Genomic DNA, 20,478 nt, shown 5'->3' with positions numbered 1-20,478 from the left:
GCCGGGAGTCCGTGATAATTTCCGGAAGGCTCCGCCAAAGGAGCCACAACTGAAGGTTGGTGTGATCCGTGAAGCCCGTCCTGCGCCAGTTGCGTGCCTTACACAGGCTGGAGCCGGCAACCAACGATCACCTCGCCGCCCTCCGGGTCGCCCTCAGTGCAGCCGTACCTTCCCTTGTCCTCCTGGGTTCGGGGCGCCCGGACCTCATCATCTACGCCGTCTTCGGCGCCCTGACCGGAATGTACGGACGGGCGGAATCCCACCAGCTGCGGCTGAGGCACCAGTCCCAGGCAGCACTTGTGCTGCTCGGCGGCGTCGCCGTCGGCGTTTTCCTCTCCGTCAACCACCTTCAGTCCTGGTGGCTGGTCGGCGTGGAGGCCGTCCTTGCCGGAGTCGGCTCGGTGTTTGCGGACAGGGTTCGGCTGCAGCCCAACGGCCCGTTCTTCGGCATTCTCGCCCTGGGTGCATGCGCCTCCGTCCCAACAGCCGTCCCGTGGTACGTAGCCGTGCTCATCGCCGCAGCAGCTGCCGCGTTCTCCCTGGCAGTGGGTTTCGGCGGATGGTTCCGGGCCAGGGTGTGGCAACCCGGAGCGGCCCGCGATGCACTGCCACTACAAGGAAACGCCCGGCGGCTGGCAGCTGTTCACGCAGCCCGGTACGTCCTGGCAACGGGCGTCGCAGGATCCATCGGAGTGCTCAGTGGCAGCGGCCATCCCCATTGGGCCATGGCGGCGGCCGCCGTTCCGCTCGCCGGAGCCGATCTGCCCAGCAGTGTCCGCCGAGGAATTCACCGCATCGTGGGGACCTTACTCGGCCTGGCCGTTACCGCCGTCGTCCTTGTTCCCGGCCCGTGGCTTCCCGCGGAGTTTTACGGCGTGCACCATGTGGCAATGATGGCCATCCTGGTCATACTTTTCCAGTTCACAACGGAGCTGTTCATGGCACGGCACTACGGGCTCGCGATGGTTTCGTTCACACCCGTCGTCCTCCTGATGACCCAATTGGCCGCACCCACCTCCCCGGGCGTCCTGATCATGGAGCGCGCACTGGAGACCTTTGTGGGTGCCGTGGTGGGAATCCTGGTGGTGGTAACTGTGCGCCGTCGCAGCGGGCTCGCGCCCGGAGGCGACGGATCTACTTCACCCGGGGAGCCCTCCGGGTGACCAGGCGGCCTGGCAAGAGCGGTCCCACCACGGCCAGCGCCTTGTAGCGCCTGGACGGAACGGACACTGCCCTGCCACGGAGGCTGTCCGCCAGCCCTTCGCGCACCACCCGCTCGGCAGTCAGCCACATCCAGGGCGGTGTCACCGATTTGTCCATACCCATCCGCTCGTGGAATTCCGTATGGGTAAGGCCCGGGCACACCGCCGTGACCTTCACGCCCCGCTTCCCGTACGCCGCGTTGGCCCAGCGGCTGAAGCTCAGCAGCCAGGCCTTCGCCGCAGAGTAAGTCCCTCGTGGCATAAAGGCGGCAATGCTGGCCACATTGATGATCCTGCCGGAGCCACGGGCCAGCATTCCCCGCAGGACCGCATGGGTGAGTTCAAGCGGCACCTGGCAGTGCAGCACCAGCCCCTGCTTCTCGTCCGAGATGCTGTTCTCCTCGAAGTCGCCCACCAGTCCACGGCCCGCGTTGTTCACCAGGATTTCCACGGGCCTTGCGTCGTCGGTGAGACGTGCGACGACGGCGGCCACACCGGCGTCGTCCGTCAGGTCTGCGGGCAGCGCCTCAGCGGTGATTCCGTACTGCTGTTCCAGGTCCGCCGCTGCCTTTTCGAGGCGGGCCCGGTCGCGGGCCACCAGTACCAGGTCATGACCCTGGCCGGCGAGCTGCCGGGCGAACTCGGCGCCAATGCCCGCGCTGGCACCGGTAATCAGCGCGGTGGTCCTGCTGTCCTGTGGCGTCATGGGCCCAAGCCTAACCGGAGGCGCCTTCCACTGCTGCGTACCCTCACAGATGCGTATGAGCGGCCTTGTTTGACCGTTCGCGCTGGGCCCGCTTGGCCGACGCGGCGCGGGACGGGCGCACCGGGCTGGCCGGATCGGTCGGCTGGCTCGGGTGTTCCACCACCGAGGCTTCCGCGGCGTCCCGGCGCGCAGCCTCGAAGTGGGTGCCGGAATGGACGGGGCACACCGGCAGGTACACCGGTTCGATGAGGGTCAGCCGAAGATGTCCGGCCTCCTCAAGGGCCGCGGCCACAGCCCAGGCCAACCCCTGGCGCAGGACTTCGCGCTGGCCGGCCAGCGGGCGGCCGGCCCCGGCGAGGAGGCGAAGATGCGCCAAGACCCCGGCGTCCAGGTGGATCGCACGCCGCAGGTCCAGCGCTATTGCGGGGCTGGAGACAAGCCGGTGCGCCCGGAGCAGCATGTGCAGGAGGGCAGGGAAGGTGGACTGCGTCAGGCATCCGCCCACATCCACTCTGACCTGCCCAGGATCCACGTCGCAATGGACAACGACTCGAAGCTTGTGGTGGGAAAGTCTGTGGCTCACGGGAATCTCCACGGAAGTACCGTGGGCCGACTGCATGGCCCACTTACGACCTTACGAAGATGCCGCCCGGCTCACAAGGCCTGAATCCCCCGTATCTGTCTGCTCGGCATGCACCTATTCTTCGGGCCAGTCGATGTGCTGTTCATAGCCCTCGTGCTTGCGGAGGTAGCTGCTGATGAACGGGCAGTGCGGAATGATCCGCTTCCCTGACGCGACGACGTCGTCCAGGGCGAAGTGGGCCAGCACCTTGCCCAGCCCCTGGCCCGCGAATTCCTCCGCGGTCTCCGTGTGGGTGAAATCCACGTGTCCGGGCCGGTCCCTGAAAAAGGACTGGACGGCGATCTTCCCGCCCACCCTCAGCTCGTAGAAGTGATGCTCGTCATCCCGTGCCAGCGACACGTCCGGGCTGAATTTGTCCTCAGTGGAAACCATGTTCTCAGTCATGGTTCGACACTGGCACTACTTGGGCCCGCTGGCAATGCCCCGCCCTCCCCGTTCCCGGATTCGGAAACGACGGGCACGGGCACCCGCTCCGGGACCCTCCCCAGCAGCAGGACAGCCAACGCGAAGCAGGCTGCTCCGCCGCCCAGCAACGCAAGGGTGAGGCCATTGAAGGCGGCGTCCGCCACCGGAATGAAGACGACGACGGCGGCCGTCACCACCGCGGCGGCGGGCCTGCCGCGGGCATGGACCGCAGCCGTCGGACGTTCCTCAAGGCGCCCGAACACAGCGATCACGGGCAGCAGGAGGGTCACGACGCCCAACAGAACCAGTGGCCGCGCCCACCACCACGCTGCCGTGCCCGCCGCGGGTTTGGGGAAATCGGTCAGGAGCAGCAGCCCGGACATCGCAGCAAGCAAAGGCAAATGCCACAGGTACACCGTCATGGCACGTCGCCCGGCGGCGGACACCACCGCCCGGACCCAATGTATGCCGGAGATCCAGTCCATCCCCGGCCGGAAAAGCTGGAGAACGGCGGCCTGGGAGACACCCAGGAGGAAGAGGCACAGGTTGGGCGGGTTGAGGTTGACCAGCATGTTTCCCGAGTAGAGGCCCAGCCCGGTGATCAAACCCAGCAACAGGTTGGCTGCGACGATCAGTCCCACCAGGCCGGAGCGCGGGAGCCTGGCGAGGTGACCGTCGGCCGTCAGGAAGCCCAGTTGCTGCACGGCGCACCAGAGGAAGACCAGATTCGCGTATGCGAGCAGGGGTAGCGTGCCGCGGAAACAGTCGACGGCCACCACGAGCGTCACCAGAGCCGCGAGGGTCAGCCAGGGCGCACGCGCATGGAGCCGCGCCAGGAGGGGGATGTTCAGCTGGGCCGCGAGGTAGGCCGCGAGAAACCAGAGCGGCATGCCTGCTCCGGTGGCGATCAGCTGGGTCACCTGGGGGTCCACGCCGAGCAGCCGTGCCGCCCACAGTCCCAGGAACATCACTGCCAGGAGTGCCGCTGCGGGCCGGACCAGCCGCAGAAGCCGGATCTGGGCAAAATCGAAGCCGGTTCCACCGCGGGCTTTGAGGCGTAGCCAGGACTGCAGGCCAGTGGTTCCGCCTGTGACAAAGAACAGAGGCATCACCATGAAGATCCAGATGACGGGCTCGAACCAGTGCTGATCCCCCAGGGTATTCTGGCTGGTCACCGTGCCGTCCGCATGGAGGACAGGGCTGACCATCATGCAATGGCTCACCACCACGAGGGCCAGGCACGCGAACCGGACAACGTCGATGCCGAGGTCACGGTGAATCACCGCTTCGCCCGGCGGCGTTGGCCACTGTTCTTTCACGCCACTCACCTGCGGTCCCTGCCTGCGCCGGATGCTGCCGCTACCTGCATGTAGTTACCTACATTGTCCGCCCGCGCAGCACCGGAGGCCAGCACACGGTGCCATACACAGTGAAGGGTCCTGCACGGTACCTACCCGAACAGCGCGATGAGACCGGGCACGACGGCGAGCAACGGCGTCGTGCCTTGCAGAACCGCGGCGCGGAGGTACTTCCGCCCGCTGAGGGCGAGCACTGCGGCGGCGAGCAGCATTGAACCGCAGCAGCTGAAGATCAGGGTCCAGCCCACCACCGCCTGTACGGACCCCTGCGGTGCGAACGCTACGCAGGACACTCCCGCAAAGGCGCCGATGGCAAGGAACAGGTTGTAGAAGCCCTGGTTGTAAGCAAGTGGTTTGGTGGTTTCGGCGTCAGCCTGGGAGGCCAGGCCGAACCTCTTCCAGGTCGCAGGCCTCGTCCAGGTGAGGGACTCCATGCTGAAGATGTACACGTGGAGGGCGGCTGCGAGGAACGCGAAAAGGAGGGAGGCCAGGATCATGGCTCGATCCTAGCCTCCCTTCGATTCTTCGCCGGCGAACCTGCGTTCAGGACCTCAGCGGGTGAGCATGCCCAGCGCAGCGGCAGCGAATTCGCGGGCCGAGGTGTTCCAGTGGCCCAGCAGGCCCTGGAGGTTCTCGCCGTCGGCCCGGTGCGCCGGCAGCTGCTCCTGGAGTGTGGCCAGCACCCCGGTGCGGAGCTCGGTATTGAAGTTTACCTTGCCCACATTCATGGCGGCTGCCTTGACCAGCTCGCCCGCCGGAATGCCGGAGGCACCGTGGAGTACCAACGGGATGTGGGTCCGCACCGCGATGTCCTGGAGAACGTCCCAGCGGAGCTGCGGCTCGCCCTTGTACTTGCCGTGGACATTGCCCACGGCGACGGCCAGCAGCTGCGCGCCGGTCCGGGCCACGAAGTCCTCCACCAGGGCGGAATCCGTCAGGCCGGCGACGTCAACGCCGGCCTCGTCCGCGCCGAAAGCTTTGTCCTCGTCGCCGGCCAGGCCGCCGAGTTCCGCTTCGAGTACGACGCCGGCACCCAGCAGGGCGCGCGCCTCACGGACCAGTTCAATGTTGTCCTCATAGGGCAGGGACGAGCCGTCGGCGAGGACCGAATCCGCCCCCGCGGCGACGGCGTCGGCCATCACTTTGAGGTCAGTGGCGTGATCCAGCTGCACCGCAACCGGGACCGAGGCGCCGTCCGCCAGCCCGCGGAGGGCGGCGATCAGGCGCAGGCCGTTGGTGGTGGCGGCCGTCTTGGGGGCCACCAGCAGGATGATGCCGTTGCCCGCGTCTTCAGCGGCCCCCACAACGGCCAGTGCTGTGGTGAAGTCGTAGCAGGTGAACGCCGGAACGGCCGAGCCCTGCTGCAGGGCGGAGGTGACCAGGTGGTCGAGTCGGGTGCGCATCAGACGCCGAGGCCCCCTACCAGGATCCAGGCGGCGAAGGTCAGCGCGAAGCCGGCCAGGCCGAGGATGGTGGTGAGCACGGTCCAAGTACGGAGTCCATCAGAGACCGTGAGGCCGTAGTAGCGCACCACGGTCCAGAAACCGGCGTCGGTCACGTGGGACAGGCCCAGCGCACCGAAGCCGATGGCGATCACGATGACGGCAATCTGGGCCGGTGAGTAGCCGCCTTCCATCACGGCGGAGGTCAGCAGGCCGGTGGTGGTGACGATGGCGACCGTGGCCGAACCCTGGGCTGCGCGGAGTGCAAGGGAGATGACAAAGCCGAGCACGATGACCGGCAGGCCCAGGTGGTCAAGGGTCTGGGACAGCGCGGCGCCGATCCCGGAGGTGCGCAGGACTTCACCGAACACGCCGCCGGCAGCAACCACCATCAGGATGGAGGCGATGGGCGGCAGCGCGCCTTCGAAGATCTCGCCGGTCTCCCGGAGCGACCAGTTGCGGCGGACAGCCAGCAGGAAGAAGGACAGGGCCACGGCCACCAGGAGGGCGAAGAACGGGTTGCCGACGAACGCTGCCAGTCCGTACCAGGGGTCGCCCTTGGGGATGGTGAGCGTGCCCAGGGTGCCGATCAGGATCTGCACGATCGGCGCGGCGATGAGGAACATGATCAGGGCCGGGCGGGGAGGAGCAATGGCTGCAGCGCCGGGGCCGTCGTGGCCCACCTTCACGAGGGAATCCGAACCGAACTCGTCCACCTGGGCCTTGACCGAGGGCAGCAGCTCGTAGTCCTTGCGGTTCATGATGCTGGCAACGAAGTAGGACAGGAAGCCCAGCGGGATGCAGATGATGAGCGAGATCAGGGTGATCAGGCCAATGTCGGCGCCGAACACGCCGGCGCCTGCCACGATGCCGGGGTGCGGCGGAACGGCCACGTGGATGGCAAGCATGATTCCGGCCATCGGCAGGCCGAATTTGACCGGGTGCACGTTGGCGATCTTGGCGAAGGCGTAGACGATCGGGACCAGCACGATGATGCCGACCTCGAAGAACACGGGGATGGCCACCAGGAAGCCGACCGCGGTGAGGGCCACCGCCACGCGCTTGGCGCCAAGCTTCGCGGTGAAGTGGGAGGCCAGGGACTGGACGCCGCCGGAGACCTCGATCATCCGGCCAAGCACCGCGCCCAGCGCGATCAGCAACGCGACTTTGCCCATGGTGCCGCCCACACCGTTGGCCACGACGGTGAAGACGTCCTTGAGCGGGATCTGGGAGGCGACGGCCACGGCGATACTGACGCTCAGCAGGGCCACGAAGGCCTGGATCTTGAAGCGGATGATCATCACCAGCAGCACGGCGATGCCAATGGCGGCGATGGTGAGCAGCAGCGGAGTACCCAGCTCCACGGCGGGTTTAATGGCTGGGGCATCGGCCGCCCGCACCATCAGGGAGTTAATCAGGGGGTTCATGCGGGTGTCTCCTTTGACAAGCCGGTCTCCGGAAGACGGGCTGTATCGTGCGGTGGAAATTTCAGTTTGGGACGTGGGATGCCGGGAACTTCGGGGAGGCACGACGACGGCGGAGGGGGGACCGCCGTCGTCGTGCCTGTTCGGAGGAGGCTAGGTGGTGGTGCTTAAGCGGTGGTGCGCTTGGTGGGGGCGATGACTTTGATGACGGCGGAGTCGTCGGCGGCGGCGAGGCCCTGGGCCTGGCCCAGGAGGTAGAGCTGCTCGGCGGCGGCGGCAACGGGGGCGGCCAGGCCGGCGGCGCGGGTGGCTTTGCCCACGATGCCCATGTCCTTGACGAAGATGTCCAGGCGGGAGAGGACCTCGGCGCCTTCCTCGGTGTAGGCCTCGAGGATGCGCGGGCCGCGGTTGGAGAGCATAAAGGAACCCGCTGCGCCTGCTTCGAGGGCGGCGAGGGTTTTGGCCTGGTCCAGACCGAGGGCGTCGGCGAGGGCCATGGCCTCGGCGGCGGCGGCGATGTGGATGCCGCACAGGAGCTGGTTGACGGTCTTGAGGGCCTGGCCGTCGCCGGGCTTGTCGCCCACCACGGTCAGCGTGGAAGCGAGGAGCTCGAGCGCCGGGGCGGCCTTTTCGCGGGCTTCGGGGGAAGCGCCGACGACGATCAGCAGGTCGCCTTCGCCGGCGCGCTTGGGACCGCCGGACAGCGGCGCATCAACCAGTTCGACGCCGTATTCGGCCAGCTTAGCGACCGTGGCCGGGATGGCTTCGGTGCCCACAGTGCTGCCCAGGATGACAACCGCGCCCGGCTTGAGCACGGAGGCGACGCCGTTCTCGCCGAAGAGGACATCGTTGAGCTGTTCGCCGTTGCGGACGGCCAGGAGCAGGGCATCGGCGCTCTGGGCCGCTTCCTTGGCGGAGGCGAAGGTGCGGATGCCGGCTTCTTCGGCGAGCTTCAGGCGCGGTTCGGCGATGTCGAAGCCGTGGACGGTGAGTTCACTGGCGAGGCGGGTGGCCATGGGCAGGCCCATGGCGCCCAGGCCCAGGACGGTGACGGTGTAGTTGCTGGTCATGATGTTCTCCTGTGAATTTTGCGGGTGGGCCCACGCCGGCGAGGGGAAGGGGCCGTGGAGCCTCTCCGGCGAGGGCCCCGACCCGAGCTTGCGAGGGTTGGGAGCCGGTGGGGACTTGCGAGGGTTGGGAGCAGGTGGGGACTAGAACGTGTTGCTGAGCTTGCGGGTGACGTCGGCGAGGGACTGGTCATCGCCCACATTGCCGGCGAAGACGATGTATGGAATGCCCTTGGCGGGGCCGTCCACCGGCTCCCACAGCGAGACGATGCCGGGGAGCATGGGCCCGCGGACAATGGCGTGGCGGATTTCCAGGCCGTGCGCGGCGACGTCGGAGGACGTGATGCCGCCCTTGGCGATGACGAACCGGGGCCGGAAGGTCTTCAGGGTCCGGTTGACCACGGCGACGACGGCGGCCGAGACGGTGCGCGCGATCCGCAATGACTCGGCGGGGTTGTCGGTCTTGATGAGCAGGCGGCTGGTGTGGACGATCACGTCTCCCCCATGCAGCGCATCCACGACCGTGTTGACGGTCTGGTCCAGGTAGGCGTCAGCGGAGTCGCCAAGCAGCTTCTCGACGTCGATTTCGACGATTCGGGCCGCGCTGTGCTGTTCCGTCAGGACCTTGAGCTGGCGGGTGGTGACGCCCACGTGCGAGCCGACCACGATCAGGCCGCCCGCCGTGGACGGGGTGTGCCCGGCGTAGGCTTCGGCGCCGCTGAGCTCCGTGCGGATTTCCTGGCCGATGCGGGCACGTCCGAATGGCGGGCCCACCCGGTAGAGGAGTTTCTTGCCGCGGCGTTCGGCTTCTTCCAGGCCCAGGGACAGGGAGCGGAGGTCATTCTCGGTGACGATGTCCGCCACGATCGGAGTGGAGTTCGTCGCCGGTGCGATGGCGCCGGCGATCGCGTTGGCGGTGACCTGGGGATCGGTGGAGGCGCGGATGATGTTCAGGTCCAGCACGATCACCGACTCTGCAGCGAAGCGGCCCTCCGACTTCTCCTCCACGTATTTAGCCATGTCCGAGTTGGCGAAGCCGAAGCTGGCGTCCTTGGCGAATTCGGTCTCGGCGATGGGCGTGAGCTTTCCGGCGTCGGCGCCGGTGCCACGCATGTAGTGCACGCCGCCGATGGTCACGCGGCCGGCGTCCGGGAAGGCAGGAACGAGCACCACGCCGTCGGTCCGTTCCCCGGTGACCTCAGCCACGGTGGCGGCGATGACGTCAGGTTCCAGCGGGTAGTGGCCGCGGAGGGTGGAGTCGCTGCGGCTGACGAACCCCAGCCGCAGGTTGGAGCCGGCTGCGGCCAGCGCGTTCCGGACCACTTCCTCGTTCCGGGCCGCGGCCTCGGCAGGGTCCAGGCTGCGGGTGTTGGTCAGCACGTAGACAGCGGGTTTTTCCTGGCCGAACGCCCAGATGAAATCCTCCACGTCCCAGCTGGTGAGCACAGGCAGATCTGAAACGGACTGCGTTCCGGTGGGGTCGTCGTCGAGCACTACCAGCATCTTGGGAGTTACCGCACTGGAGGCGGCGACCGCGTCGGCAACGAGGCGGGCGGGAATCTGGACCTCTGCCGGGAAGGCCGCCAGGATGTCTGCTTCAAGCGTCACTATGCACTCCGTTGTGTGAAATCTATGGTGGTGAAATTCGTCATCGCGTTCTATCTGTAAGATGTCTGACATCTAACATTTAAAATAGTGTGGCACACCACAGGGAAGCTGCGCAAGTAGACTTGTCAGACATATATGGCGACGGGGGCAGGGGGAACATGGCACGGAAATCACTGGTGGGCGTCGTTGCCGACGAACTCCTCGACCGGATCATCGCCGGGGACTTCCCGCCCGGATCCAGCGTGCCCGGCGAGCTTGAACTCAGCGCCCGGCACGACGTCAGCCGCATGACCGTTCGCGAGGCCATGAAGACCCTGGAGGCGCAACGGATCCTCAGCGTTGAACGTGGCCGCGGCACCTTCGTGAACCCGCTGAACCGCTGGGCGTCCCTGGAAGCTGTGCTGCGCGCGGCGTCGGAGGGCAAGAATGAGGCGGACGCGTCGGTGCAGCTCATCGAACTGCGCCGGATGCTTGAAACCGGGGCCTGCGAACTTGCGGCAGCCCGGATCGGCGATGCGGACATCCAGTCCCTTTTCGGCTACGTGGCTGCCATGCGTGCTGCTCATGACGTCAATGACGTCGCTGCATTCGTTGAGGCCGATCTCGCCTTCCACGACCTGATCCTGCGCGCTTCCGAGAACGTCTTTGTAGCCGTCCTTTTCGAGCCTTTGCACCGGGTGCTGGAAAAGCGCAGGGCTGAAACTTCCGTCGTGCCGGAGATCCAGGAGCACGCGATCGGGCATCACCAGAACATCGCGGAGGCGCTCGAGTCACGGGATGCCGGACGCTCCCGCGAAGCCATGGACGCGCACATGCAGCAGACCCTCAATGACCTGAAGAACCTCGTCCTCGAGGCACCCCAGGGCGCCTGACCACGGGATTTGCCACTTCCCCCGGCCCGGAAGTCCTACTAGTCTGCAAGGACGGTCCGCAAACCGGGACTCAAAGGCGATCACGAGGAGCGAAGTTGTCCAACCACACGTACAGCATTTCTGAAATTGTCGGCACATCAACCCAGGGCGTGGACGACGCCGTCCGCAACGGCATTGCCAAGGCATCCCAGACCCTGCGCCACCTCGACTGGTTTGAGGTCAAGGAAGTCCGCGGTCATCTGGAGGACGGCAAGATCGCAGACTGGCAGGTCACCATCAAGCTCGGTTTCCGCCTCGAAGAACACTGACCACCACAAGCTTCGAAACACTGATGGCTGCGCCGCTCCGGCGCAGCCATCAGTGTTTCTCCGGTGCCGGTGGACCGGCGTCGGCAGCGAGCCGCTCCGGTTTCTCAGGTTGCTCAGGCAATGCCGGGGCGCCCAGGCTGCCCAGCAGGAGCAGGGCATCGGCTGACGGCGACCCGGGCTTCGCGGAAAACACGCGGAGCTGAAGATCAGGGTCGTCGGGGAGGACCAGGTTTTCAAAGTTCAGTTCAAGATCGCCGACGGCGGGATGGTGGAGCCTGACAATGCCGGAGGACCGCGTGGCGACCCGGTGCCCTGCCCACCATTGGCGGAAATGCTCACTGTGGACAGCCAACTCCCCCACCAGCTGGTTCGCCTGCGCATCATTCGGGTGCCGCCCCACATCCACACGCAGCGCACCGGTGGCCTCCGCTGCCACCGTCTTCCAGTCCCGGAAGAGCTCCCGGGCCTGCGGATCGAGGATCAGCCAGCGGGTCAGGTTGCGCTCGGGAGCAGGCAGCTGCGGAAAATCAGCGAAGAGCAGGAAAGCCATCCTGTTTCCGGCAAGGACGTCGGTCCGGCGCCCCAGCAGCAGCGCGGGCACATCGCCGACGGCCTCAAGGAACTGACGGAGGGCAGGGCGCACACCCTGCGCCGGTCCGGGGGTCCTGGTGGTGGCGGCACAGTTTTCGAGCAGGTCCATCATGTGCGCCTGCTCCCCCGTATCCAGGCGGAGTGCACGGGACACTGATTCCAGCACCGCGCGGGAGGGATGGATGTTCCGTCCCTGTTCCAGGCGGACGTAGTAGTCCGTGCTGACCCCGGCGAGCCTGGCCACTTCCTCGCGGCGAAGCCCGGGCACCCTCCTCGCACCGGAGGCCCCCTCCGCTCCTGCGTCCTCGGGGCTCAACCGGGACCGCATGGCCTTGAGGAACTTTCCAAATTCGGCGCTTTGACCCATGCACCCCATTGTGCCCCGGCCGGATGACTGCTTTCTACAACGAAGGTAGGACTGCCAGTCCTAGGACAAACAGGCACAGGGTCAAGGGCTGACTATCGGCCCCAAAGTGCATAGGCTCGTTGTGGGCCTTGACCGAAAGCGTTTTCCCGGCAACCCCCAGCGTAGGCACTACCCGCAGCAAAGGAGCCACATCATGTCAGAGCTGACCCTGAACAACGGCGTCACCATCCCCCAGCTGGGTTTCGGAGTCTTCCAGGTTCCGCCGGAAGACACCCAGCGGATCGTTGAAGATGCCCTGGAGGCCGGCTACCGCCACATCGACACGGCCGCCGCGTACCGCAATGAAGCCGGAGTGGGTGCTGCCATCGCCGCCGCCGGGATTCCGCGGGAAGAACTCTTCATCACCACGAAACTCCGCAACGGCGAGCAGGGCCGGGCGCAGGAGGCATTCCAGAACAGCCGCAAAGCACTGGGCCTGGACTTCGTTGACCTGTACCTCATCCACTGGCCCGTCCCGTCCCAGGGCCTGTTCGTCCAGGCCTGGAAGGAGATGGAGCGCCTTTATGCCAACAAGGAGATCCGCGCCATCGGCGTATCGAACTTCCTGGCCGATCACGTGGATACGCTGCTGGCCTCCGCCGAAGTTGTTCCCGCCGTCAACCAGATTGAACTGCACCCCAGCTACCAGCAGGCCGAACTTTCGGCGAAGTGCCGCGCCCTGGGTATCGAGGTGGAGGCCTACAGTCCGCTGGGCCAGGGCGGGGACCTCAATGGCCGCGCCGTGACGGCGATCGCCCAGGCCCACGGCGCCACCACCGCGCAGGTTGTCCTCGCCTGGCATCTTGCCGCCGGCAACATCGTCATCCCCAAATCGGCCGATTCATCGCGGATGCGGGAGAACCTGGCTGCCTCGTCCCTGACACTCAGCGACGACGAACTCGCCTCCATCACCGCCCTTGAGTCCGGCGCCCGCATAGGTTCCGATCCCGCCGTCGCTTCGTTTACACAGCTCTAGACCCTGCCGGGAAGCCACACCGGCAAGCCCCCATCAACCCGAAGGATCCACACATGCAGTACACCCACCTTGGCCGCTCCGGCCTGAAGGTCTCCCGCCTCTGCCTCGGCACCATGAATTTCGGCCCCCAGACCGAGGAGGCAGACGCCCACGCGATCATGGACTCCGCCCTGGATTCCGGCATCAACTTCTTTGATACCGCCAACGTGTATGGCGGCACCGGGCACCGCGGCTGGACCGAAGAGATCCTTGGCCGCTGGTTCGCCCAGGGCGGCGAGCGGCGCGAACGGACCGTCCTGGCCACCAAGCTGTACGGCACCATGACCGACCGTCCCAACGAATCAAAGCTTTCCGCTTTGAACATCCGCAGGGCCCTGGATGCCAGCCTGAAGCGACTGCAGACCGACTACATCGACGTCTACCAGTTCCACCACATCGACCGCGACACCCCCTGGGATGAAATCTGGCAGGCCATCGAGGTAGCCGTCCAGCAGGGGAAAATCCTGTACTCCGGCAGCAGCAACTTCGCGGGCTGGCACATCGCACAGGCACAGGAAGCTGCCCGGCGGCGGAACTACACGGGCCTGGTCAGCGAACAGTCCATCTACAACCTCTTCCGCCGCGAGGTGGAACTTGAGGTCATCCCGTCGGCCCAGCAGTACGGCCTGGGACTCATCCCCTGGTCACCGCTGCAGGGCGGACTCCTGGGCGGCGTGCTGAAGAAGCAGGAACAGGGCGTCCGCCGCACCGAGGGCCGGGCGCTCGAAACGCTGAAGAAGCACCAGGACCAGATCCAGCAGTACGAGGATTTTGCGGACGAACTGGGCCACGCACCCGGCGACGTCGCCCTCGCGTGGCTGCTGCACCAGCCAGCGGTCACGGCGCCGATCGTGGGCCCGCGGACGCAGGAACAGCTCGACGCCGCCATCCGGGCTCTGGATGTCACGCTCGACGCCGATGCGCTCAAGCGGCTCGATGACATCTTCCCGGGGCACCGCACCGCCCCGGAAGACTACTCGTGGTAAATCCGCTCACGTCCCGGTCGGTGACTGTCCCTGAAGACACGGTGGCGCCGAGGAGCATCCTGTTCATCGGCGGTACCGGCACCATCAGCGCGGCGGCAGCAGATCACGCCGTCGCGCTGGGACACCGGCTGACTATCCTCAACCGGGGGCAGTCTTCGGGCCGGCCCGTGCCGGAAGGTGCCGAGGTCCTGCACGCGGACATCCGTGACCCGGCCGCGGTGCGCGAGGTGCTGGGCGGACGGGAATTCGACGCCGTCGCGGACTTTATTGCCTTCACGCCGGACCAGGCCCGCGCCAGCGTGGACCTTTTCCGCGGCCGGACCGGACAGTATGTGTTCATCAGTTCCGCGTCGGCGTACCAGAAGCCGCCAACCCGGCTGCCGATCCTGGAATCCACGCCTTTGAAGAACCCCTTCTGGCAGTATTCGCGCAACAAGATCGCCTGCGAGGACCTGCTGTTCGAGGCGTACCGTTCGGAGGACTTTCCGGTCACAGTGGTGCAGCCCTCCCATACTTACGACCGCACCAGGATCGCCATGCTGGGAGGCTGGACAGACATCCACCGGATGCGCACCGGAGCGCCGGTGGTGGTGCACGGCGATGGCACCTCGCTGTGGACGGTGACGCACAGCAGGGACTTCGCGAAGGCATTTGCCGGACTCCTCGGCAGGCCCCAGGCAGTCGGCGAGAGCTACACCATCACCTCCGATGAGTATCTTCCGTGGAACCAGATCTACCGGCTGTTTGCCCGGGCTGCCGGTGTTCCCGAGCCTGAACTGGTCCACGTGGCGTCGGAGACCATCGCTGCACAGAATGCCGGCAGCATTCCCGAGCTGGGACCCGGCCTGCTGGGCGACAGATCCCACTCGGTGGTGTTCGACAACGCCAAGATCAAGACGCTGGTGCCTGGGTACGCAGCCAGCATCCCGTTCGCGGACGGCGCCCGGGAGGTCGTTCAGTGGCACGACGCCCACCCTGACCTGCAGGTGGTGGACGGGAAGTTCATGGACCTGAGCGACCGCCTGGTTAAGTGGGCGCGGCGTACCGGCTGACGGCGCGGGGAGTGATTGCACGTGGCGCCGCGTCGTTTCCGGGCTTCGGAGCGGCCAAATTGCCGGCTCGCTCTTTGTCCGGGTGCGGATAGTCGTATGCGTCTGGCCGCCTCCTGACGCTGGCGTGGAGGAACACGGTCTTCTCGCACGGCGCCTTCCGGTACGTGAACATCATCTTCTGGGCCGTGGCGGCCGCGTCGGTGAGGGTTTTCGCCCTGGCAGTGATACTCGCACCGGGCGATGCCGCGCCGGGCCTGGTCCTGCTGATCTGCGGCGCGTCGCTGCTGATTGCTCAAGAACGGCCGCGCCAAAGCCGTGCGCTTCACCACGCTGGAGGCGCTGTGCGACGTCCTTGAGTGCCAGCCCGGCGACCTGCTGCGGTGGGAGCCTGAGGCGGATGACACCACGGCCTGAACTTTCTCTACAACGTTCTAAATACCGTCTTTCCGGACCCGGCGCAAGGGCTTGATTGTGCCCCCTGCCCCCGCTAGGTTACTGGGGAAGCGTTTTCCCAATCCAAAATTGAAAGGATTCACTGATGAATCCGAGTAGGAAATCCGTGCGCCACCTCTCGGTGGCTGCCGTAGCCGGCCTGGCACTGACCGTTGGCTGCCTCACCACCCCGGCAATCGCCGTCGGGCCATCCCTCAAGCCCGGCGCTCCGGGCGTACAGCTGGACTATCTGGACCGCGGACTTGTCGCTGCGGGCACGTCCGAAGGTGTATTCCTGAGCTGGCGCCTCCTCGGCCATGAGGCAACGGGCTCCACGGCAACCGGCCTCACCGGCACCGACTTCAACGTCTACCGGGACGGTCAGAAACTCGCCACCGTCACGGACAGCACCAACTTCCTTGACCCCGCCGGAACGGCCTCGTCGGCCTATGACGTTCGTGCCGTCGTCGACGGCGTTGAACTGGACCGGAGCGCCACGGCCACTTCCTGGGGCGGAAACTTCAAGGACATTCCGCTGAAGAAGCCGGCCGACGGCGTCACCCCCGCCGGCCAGGCGTACACCTACTCGGCCAATGACACTTCGGTGGGCGATGTGGACGGCGACGGCCAGTACGAGTTCGTGGTCAAGTGGGATCCGAACAACTCCAAGGACGTCTCCCAGGTGGGCTACACGGGAAACACCTACGTGGACACCTACAAGGCCGACGGCACCCTGCTGCACCGCATCGACCTGGGCGTCAATATCCGTTCGGGCGCGCACTACACCCAGATGCTGGTGAACGACTTCGACGGCGACGGACGTGCGGAGATGATGTTCAAGACGGCGCCGGGGACCAAGACGATCTCCTACAACCCGGACGGGTCGGTGGCGGGCGAGTCCTTCATCTCCATGCTGCAGTCGGACCTGGACTCGGGCTTCGCCAACTCCGATGACTACCGGATGAGCGCGGCCGACTACTACCAGCACATGGTGGACACCTTCCAGGGCTGGAGCGATCACCCGGAGGTGAAGGCGGGCAACTGGCCCGCCACACTGGAGGAAGCCTTCGGCATCGCCCCGAAGTACCAGTACCCGCTGTCCCGGACCGATGCCGAAGCGGTGGCCAGCTACTTCATGGACGTCTATGCGCCCTCACGCAGTGCCCGGAACAACCTGCGCGCTTTTGAAGGCTTCATCGTCTCCGGCCCGGAATACCTGACGGTGTTCGAGGGTGCCACGGGCAAGGAACTGAAGACTGTGGCGTACGAGCCCGGCAGGCACGACGACGGCCTGATGTGGGGCGACTACGCCATGGCCCGGATTGAACCCGGCAACCGGGTGGACAGGTTCCTGGCCGGGGTCGCGTACCTCGACGGCAAGAAGCCGGCGGCGGTGTTTGCCCGTGGCTACTACACCCGCACAACGCTGGCCACCTACACCTGGGACGGCGCCAACCTTTCCCCCGTCTGGAACGTGGACTCCGGCTGGGCGCCGATGACCAACCCGTTCAACGACTCTCCGCACGGCCGCGACGGCACGGATCCTGTATACGGCAAGCTCACTACCCAGGGCTTCCATTCGTTGAGCGCCTCCGATGTGGACGGCGACGGCAAGCAGGAGATTGTCTACGGTTCGGCCACCATCGACGACGACGGCTCGCTGCTGTACAGCTCGTTCGACACCCTGCCGCCAGCCAGTGCCGCTCCCGGCACGGAGGCCAGGCTGGGCCACGGCGACGCCATGCATGTCACCGACATCGATCCAAACCGCCCCGGCAAGGAAATCTTCACGGTCCACGAAGGCGCCACCTACGCTCCCTATGGCTACGCGATGCGCGACGCCGCCACTGGGGAGGTACTGTTCGGCGCCTACTCAGGCAAGGACACCGGCCGCGGCATGATCGGCGACGTGGACCCGGCCGTCCCCGGCCTCGAGAACTGGGCTATCGGGATGCAGTCGGCCGACGGCGACAAGCTCTCCGCCACTTCACCCGGCACCAACATGAGCATCAAGTGGGCTGCGGACATGACCACGCAGATCGTCAATGGCTCCCAGGAACAGACACCCACCATCGATGACTGGAAGGGCGGCCGGCTTCTGACCGCGACGGGCACGCGCACCAACAACGGCACCAAGGGCACGCCGAGCCTCGTGGCCGACGTCGTGGGTGACTGGCGCGAAGAAATGCTCGTCCGGACGGCTGACAGCTCGGCCCTCCGCATGTACATGAGCACCGAAGTGACCAACCACAAGCTCTACACGCTCATGCACGATCCGCAGTACCGTGCGGAAGTTGCGCGGCAGAACACCACCTACAACCAGCCTTCTTATACGGACTTCTACTTCGCCTCCGATATGGACTTCACTGACGTGCCCCTGCGCGCTGCGTGGCTCCCGGGCAGCGTCAAGGCGCTCCAGCAGACCCTCGAGGATCTGGTTGAGTCCGGTGGGGTGTCGGGGCCGGTGGCCCAACAGCTGGAAGCCAGCGTGCAGCAGGCCGCGAAGGCCGTGTCCGACGGCGATGCCTCCAAGGCGGGGCAGGCAATCGCACGCTTCGTGGAGTTCCTTGAACAGCAAAAGAACCCCGACCAGGTGTCTGACCTTGCGCGGACCGTGCTCGATTACCAGGCCGGCAATATTCGCCGGGCATTCGAGGGCTAGGAAGGCCGAAAGCAGGAGAGACTGGGGAGATGACACTCGCACCGCTGGTCAAGCTCAATGACGGTTACAGCATCCCGCAACTGGGTCTTGGCACCTGGCCGCTGGACGATGAACAGGTGGCTGCCGCCGTCGTACGCGCCGCAGAAGCCGGGTACCGGCACATCGACACCGCAGTGAAATACGGCAACGAAAAAGGCGTGGGAGACGGGATCAGGGCCAGCGGGGTGGATCGTGGCGAACTTTTCGTCACCACCAAACTGGACGGCCAGTTCCAGGGCAACGACCGCGCAGCTGAAGGGCTGGACGGTTCGCTCGAGCGCATGGGGCTGGACTATGTGGACCTCTTGCTGATCCACTGGCCGCTCCCCCAGCGTGACGAGTACATCTCCACGTGGAAAACGTTCGAGCGGCTGCAGGCGGAGGGAAAAGTCCGGTCAATCGGGGTGTCCAATTTCAAACCTGAGCACCTGGAGCGCCTGCTGGCGGAGACGGACGTGGTTCCGGCCGTGAACCAGATCCAGCTCAGCCCTGCCATCACCAGGGCTGCAGAGCGGGAGTTCCATACCAGGCTCGGCATTGTCACGGAGTCCTACAGTCCGCTGGGAGGCGCAGGGGGTAACCTTTTGAGCGCTCCCATCCTTGTCCAGCTGGGTGAAAAGTACGATAAAACGCCTGCCCAAGTGGTGCTGCGGTGGCATATTCAGCAGGGTCTTGTAACGATTCCCAAGTCCGGAGATCCGGAGCGGATGAGGGAGAATATGGATGTCTTCGACTTCGCCCTGGATCCGCTTGATCTAGCGGAAATCGCCGTCCTTGACGAGGGTCCCGGCGCTGGCAACGATTCCGACCGCACGGGGCACTGAAACGTCCCTGACGTGGCCTTTTTATAACGGGCGGGGTTGGCAAACCGATAGTAAGCATGATTACTATTAGGACAGAAGGATTAAGCGTCCCCGGGATCCGGGAACCTCCTTTACTTAGGAAGAGGAACGTAAAAATGGGATTTCTTGCATTTCTGATTCTCGGCCTTATCGCTGGCGCGATCGCTAAGGCGATCCTTCCGGGTAAGCAGGGTGGCGGCTGGATCATCACCCTCGTACTCGGCGTTGTTGGAGCACTGCTCGGCGGCTGGATCGGTGGAATGATTTTCGGCACCGGCCTGCAGGAGTTCTTCTCCCTGCAGACGTGGCTGCTCGCCATCGGCGGCGCCCTCATCGTGCTTCTCGTTTACGGCATGATCACCAAGCGTGGCGTCCGCAGCTAATTGCGACGCGCGCCAGGAAACCGGCCTGGGGACAAAATCCCCGGGCCGGTTTTCTATTCTCCCGGCCAGTAGGCCAGGACTGAAAACCTTCTCACGGAGCAGGAGTTCATCATGAAAAACAAACTTCTTTTGGGTATCGGGGTTGCGGCAGGCTATGTGCTGGGTTCGCGGTCCGGCCGTGCAGCGTACGAAAAGCTCAAGACCAGGGCGGCAGGCATCTGGGACAGCAAACCTGTTCAGGACAAGGTCACTGCGGCCACGGAGGCCATCAAGGAAAAGGCTCCCGATCTGGCCGACCAACTGGGTGAGGCCGCACGGCGCGCCGGCACGGTTATAGGATCTGCCGTCCACCACGACACCACGCAGGGCAAGGGCAAGACGTCCGACGCCGGCATGTCGTCCGGCGGTACCGGCAGCTCGGGCGTCACCGCCACAGCCGGGGTTGCCGGAGCTGGTGGTGTTGCCGGTGCAGGGGATCACATCCCGGCCCACAGCACGCACCCGGAAACGGTGAATCTGGGGACTTCGGATGTCGAATCCGATCCTGCCCTCAATGACACCCACGGCCAGGACTGGTCCGACGAAGGTGGAGCCACGCCCGCCGGGGCAGCCACGAATGTGGACCCCCGGAGGGACTGATTCCGGGTTGCTGACCGGAACGTTACGCAGGGCCGCCACTTGACACTGAGGTCAGGGCGGAACTGTGCTAAAACTATTTGACCTTGCTGGCCGTCGCGATCCTTGGGGGACGCGGCGGCCGGCAGCGTTTTAAGCGTATTTTCAGCGCAGTCGCCTGGAATGCTGGCCGCTCCGCCCGAACAGCAATCTGGACTCCCATGGGTCAGCACCGCCGCGCTGACGCGCCTGCTCCGCCTATTGCCTATCCGCCTGCTGGGGGCGCTTCCACCGATGGGGGCCCTTTGACTGTTGGGATGGCCGACGCCGGCAAAAATGTCAGACCCTCCCGGCAGACTGTTCCCATGGAAGCTCTTGGGGATCAGCTCGCGGAGTCCAGCGGCAATACCGCAGTGCTGA

20 protein-coding genes and 2 pseudogenes are annotated in these 20,478 nt (G+C 65.6%); 12 read left to right on the top strand and 10 right to left on the bottom strand.

Annotation, left to right across the window (positions count from 1 at the left end; genetic code table 11):
- Nucleotides 1-68: 68 nt before the first annotated feature.
- Nucleotides 69-1,163: an FUSC family protein gene (locus ACS5PJ_RS12515; protein WP_439435205.1), complete on the top strand. Its 1,095-nt coding sequence runs from the start codon at nt 69-71 to the stop codon at nt 1,161-1,163.
- Here ACS5PJ_RS12515 and ACS5PJ_RS12510 read toward each other — a convergent pair.
- The 9 genes from ACS5PJ_RS12510 to ACS5PJ_RS12470 form a co-directional block, all read right to left on the bottom strand.
- Nucleotides 1,135-1,908 carry an SDR family NAD(P)-dependent oxidoreductase gene (locus tag ACS5PJ_RS12510; protein WP_439435204.1) on the bottom strand — a complete coding sequence of 258 codons (774 nt, stop codon included), beginning with the start codon at nt 1,906-1,908 and terminating at the stop codon, nt 1,135-1,137. The genes ACS5PJ_RS12515 and ACS5PJ_RS12510 overlap by 29 nt on opposite strands.
- Nucleotides 1,909-1,951: 43 nt before the next feature.
- On the bottom strand, nt 1,952-2,491 hold the full coding sequence (locus ACS5PJ_RS12505; protein WP_439435203.1) for a hypothetical protein: 540 nt from the start codon (nt 2,489-2,491) through the stop codon (nt 1,952-1,954).
- 114 nt (nt 2,492-2,605) lie between these two features.
- The gene (locus ACS5PJ_RS12500) at nt 2,606-2,935 is read right to left on the bottom strand and encodes a GNAT family N-acetyltransferase (RefSeq protein WP_354148119.1); all 330 of its coding nucleotides are present in this window, start codon (nt 2,933-2,935) and stop codon (nt 2,606-2,608) included.
- Nucleotides 2,932-4,275, bottom strand: a complete 1,344-nt coding sequence (locus ACS5PJ_RS12495; protein WP_439435202.1) for an acyltransferase family protein — start codon at nt 4,273-4,275, stop codon at nt 2,932-2,934. The genes ACS5PJ_RS12500 and ACS5PJ_RS12495 overlap by 4 nt, the downstream gene beginning before the upstream one ends.
- A gap of 131 nt (nt 4,276-4,406) precedes the next feature.
- The gene (locus tag ACS5PJ_RS12490) at nt 4,407-4,811 is read right to left on the bottom strand and encodes a DUF1304 domain-containing protein (protein WP_439435201.1); all 405 of its coding nucleotides are present in this window, start codon (nt 4,809-4,811) and stop codon (nt 4,407-4,409) included.
- A gap of 54 nt (nt 4,812-4,865) precedes the next feature.
- Nucleotides 4,866-5,717, bottom strand: a complete 852-nt coding sequence (locus ACS5PJ_RS12485) for a class II fructose-bisphosphate aldolase (RefSeq protein ID WP_439435200.1) — start codon at nt 5,715-5,717, stop codon at nt 4,866-4,868.
- Nucleotides 5,717-7,183 carry a GntP family transporter gene (locus ACS5PJ_RS12480; protein ID WP_439435199.1) on the bottom strand — a complete coding sequence of 489 codons (1,467 nt, stop codon included), beginning with the start codon at nt 7,181-7,183 and terminating at the stop codon, nt 5,717-5,719. The genes ACS5PJ_RS12485 and ACS5PJ_RS12480 overlap by 1 nt, the downstream gene beginning before the upstream one ends.
- Nucleotides 7,184-7,347: 164 nt before the next feature.
- A complete protein-coding gene (locus tag ACS5PJ_RS12475; RefSeq protein WP_439435198.1) occupies nt 7,348-8,250 on the bottom strand; it encodes an NAD(P)-dependent oxidoreductase in 903 nt (300 codons plus the stop codon).
- Nucleotides 8,251-8,391: 141 nt separating this feature from the next.
- Nucleotides 8,392-9,855 (bottom strand): four-carbon acid sugar kinase family protein, encoded by a 1,464-nt coding sequence (locus ACS5PJ_RS12470; protein ID WP_439435197.1) that lies wholly within the window; start codon nt 9,853-9,855, stop codon nt 8,392-8,394.
- Nucleotides 9,856-10,013: 158 nt separating this feature from the next.
- On the opposite strand from ACS5PJ_RS12470, the gene ACS5PJ_RS12465 reads away from it, so the two are divergent.
- Nucleotides 10,014-10,727, top strand: coding sequence for a FadR/GntR family transcriptional regulator (locus ACS5PJ_RS12465; RefSeq protein WP_439435196.1), 714 nt, complete (start codon nt 10,014-10,016; stop codon nt 10,725-10,727).
- A gap of 95 nt (nt 10,728-10,822) precedes the next feature.
- A complete protein-coding gene (locus ACS5PJ_RS12460; protein ID WP_354148127.1) occupies nt 10,823-11,035 on the top strand; it encodes a dodecin in 213 nt (70 codons plus the stop codon).
- 49 nt (nt 11,036-11,084) lie between these two features.
- On the opposite strand, the gene ACS5PJ_RS12455 is transcribed toward ACS5PJ_RS12460, so the two are convergent.
- Complete coding sequence (locus ACS5PJ_RS12455) at nt 11,085-11,993, bottom strand: helix-turn-helix domain-containing protein (RefSeq protein WP_439435195.1); 909 nt, start codon at nt 11,991-11,993, stop codon at nt 11,085-11,087.
- Nucleotides 11,994-12,186: 193 nt separating this feature from the next.
- Between ACS5PJ_RS12455 and ACS5PJ_RS12450 the strand changes: the two genes are divergently transcribed.
- The 9 genes and pseudogenes from ACS5PJ_RS12450 to ACS5PJ_RS12410 all read left to right on the top strand — a co-directional run bounded on the left by ACS5PJ_RS12450 (nt 12,187) and on the right by ACS5PJ_RS12410 (nt 20,082).
- Nucleotides 12,187-13,008, top strand: coding sequence for an aldo/keto reductase (locus ACS5PJ_RS12450; RefSeq protein ID WP_439435194.1), 822 nt, complete (start codon nt 12,187-12,189; stop codon nt 13,006-13,008).
- Nucleotides 13,009-13,061: 53 nt separating this feature from the next.
- Nucleotides 13,062-14,033, top strand: coding sequence for an aldo/keto reductase (locus tag ACS5PJ_RS12445; RefSeq protein WP_439435193.1), 972 nt, complete (start codon nt 13,062-13,064; stop codon nt 14,031-14,033).
- A 20-nt stretch (nt 14,034-14,053) separates the two neighbouring features.
- Nucleotides 14,054-15,085 carry an NAD-dependent epimerase/dehydratase family protein gene (locus ACS5PJ_RS12440; RefSeq protein WP_439435192.1) on the top strand — a complete coding sequence of 344 codons (1,032 nt, stop codon included), beginning with the start codon at nt 14,054-14,056 and terminating at the stop codon, nt 15,083-15,085.
- 113 nt (nt 15,086-15,198) lie between these two features.
- Nucleotides 15,199-15,312 (top strand): annotated as a pseudogene (locus ACS5PJ_RS12435) (DUF2975 domain-containing protein); the annotation flags it as partial.
- Nucleotides 15,313-15,373: 61 nt separating this feature from the next.
- Nucleotides 15,374-15,499: pseudogene (locus tag ACS5PJ_RS12430) on the top strand (helix-turn-helix domain-containing protein); the annotation flags it as partial.
- A gap of 124 nt (nt 15,500-15,623) precedes the next feature.
- Complete coding sequence (locus ACS5PJ_RS12425; RefSeq protein WP_439435191.1) at nt 15,624-18,179, top strand: rhamnogalacturonan lyase; 2,556 nt, start codon at nt 15,624-15,626, stop codon at nt 18,177-18,179.
- 29 nt (nt 18,180-18,208) lie between these two features.
- Entirely contained in the window at nt 18,209-19,042 is an 834-nt protein-coding gene (locus tag ACS5PJ_RS12420) for an aldo/keto reductase (protein ID WP_439435190.1), read from the top strand.
- Between the two features lie 134 nt (nt 19,043-19,176).
- Nucleotides 19,177-19,443 carry a GlsB/YeaQ/YmgE family stress response membrane protein gene (locus ACS5PJ_RS12415; protein WP_108599113.1) on the top strand — a complete coding sequence of 89 codons (267 nt, stop codon included), beginning with the start codon at nt 19,177-19,179 and terminating at the stop codon, nt 19,441-19,443.
- 111 nt (nt 19,444-19,554) lie between these two features.
- On the top strand, nt 19,555-20,082 hold the full coding sequence (locus tag ACS5PJ_RS12410; RefSeq protein WP_439435189.1) for a YtxH domain-containing protein: 528 nt from the start codon (nt 19,555-19,557) through the stop codon (nt 20,080-20,082).
- Nucleotides 20,083-20,478 lie beyond the last annotated feature (396 nt).

The organism is Pseudarthrobacter cremeus, assembly GCF_051857465.1.
In the GTDB taxonomy this organism is placed as follows: Bacteria; Actinomycetota; Actinomycetes; order Actinomycetales; family Micrococcaceae; genus Arthrobacter.
This window is presented reverse-complemented; position numbering and strand designations above follow the sequence as displayed.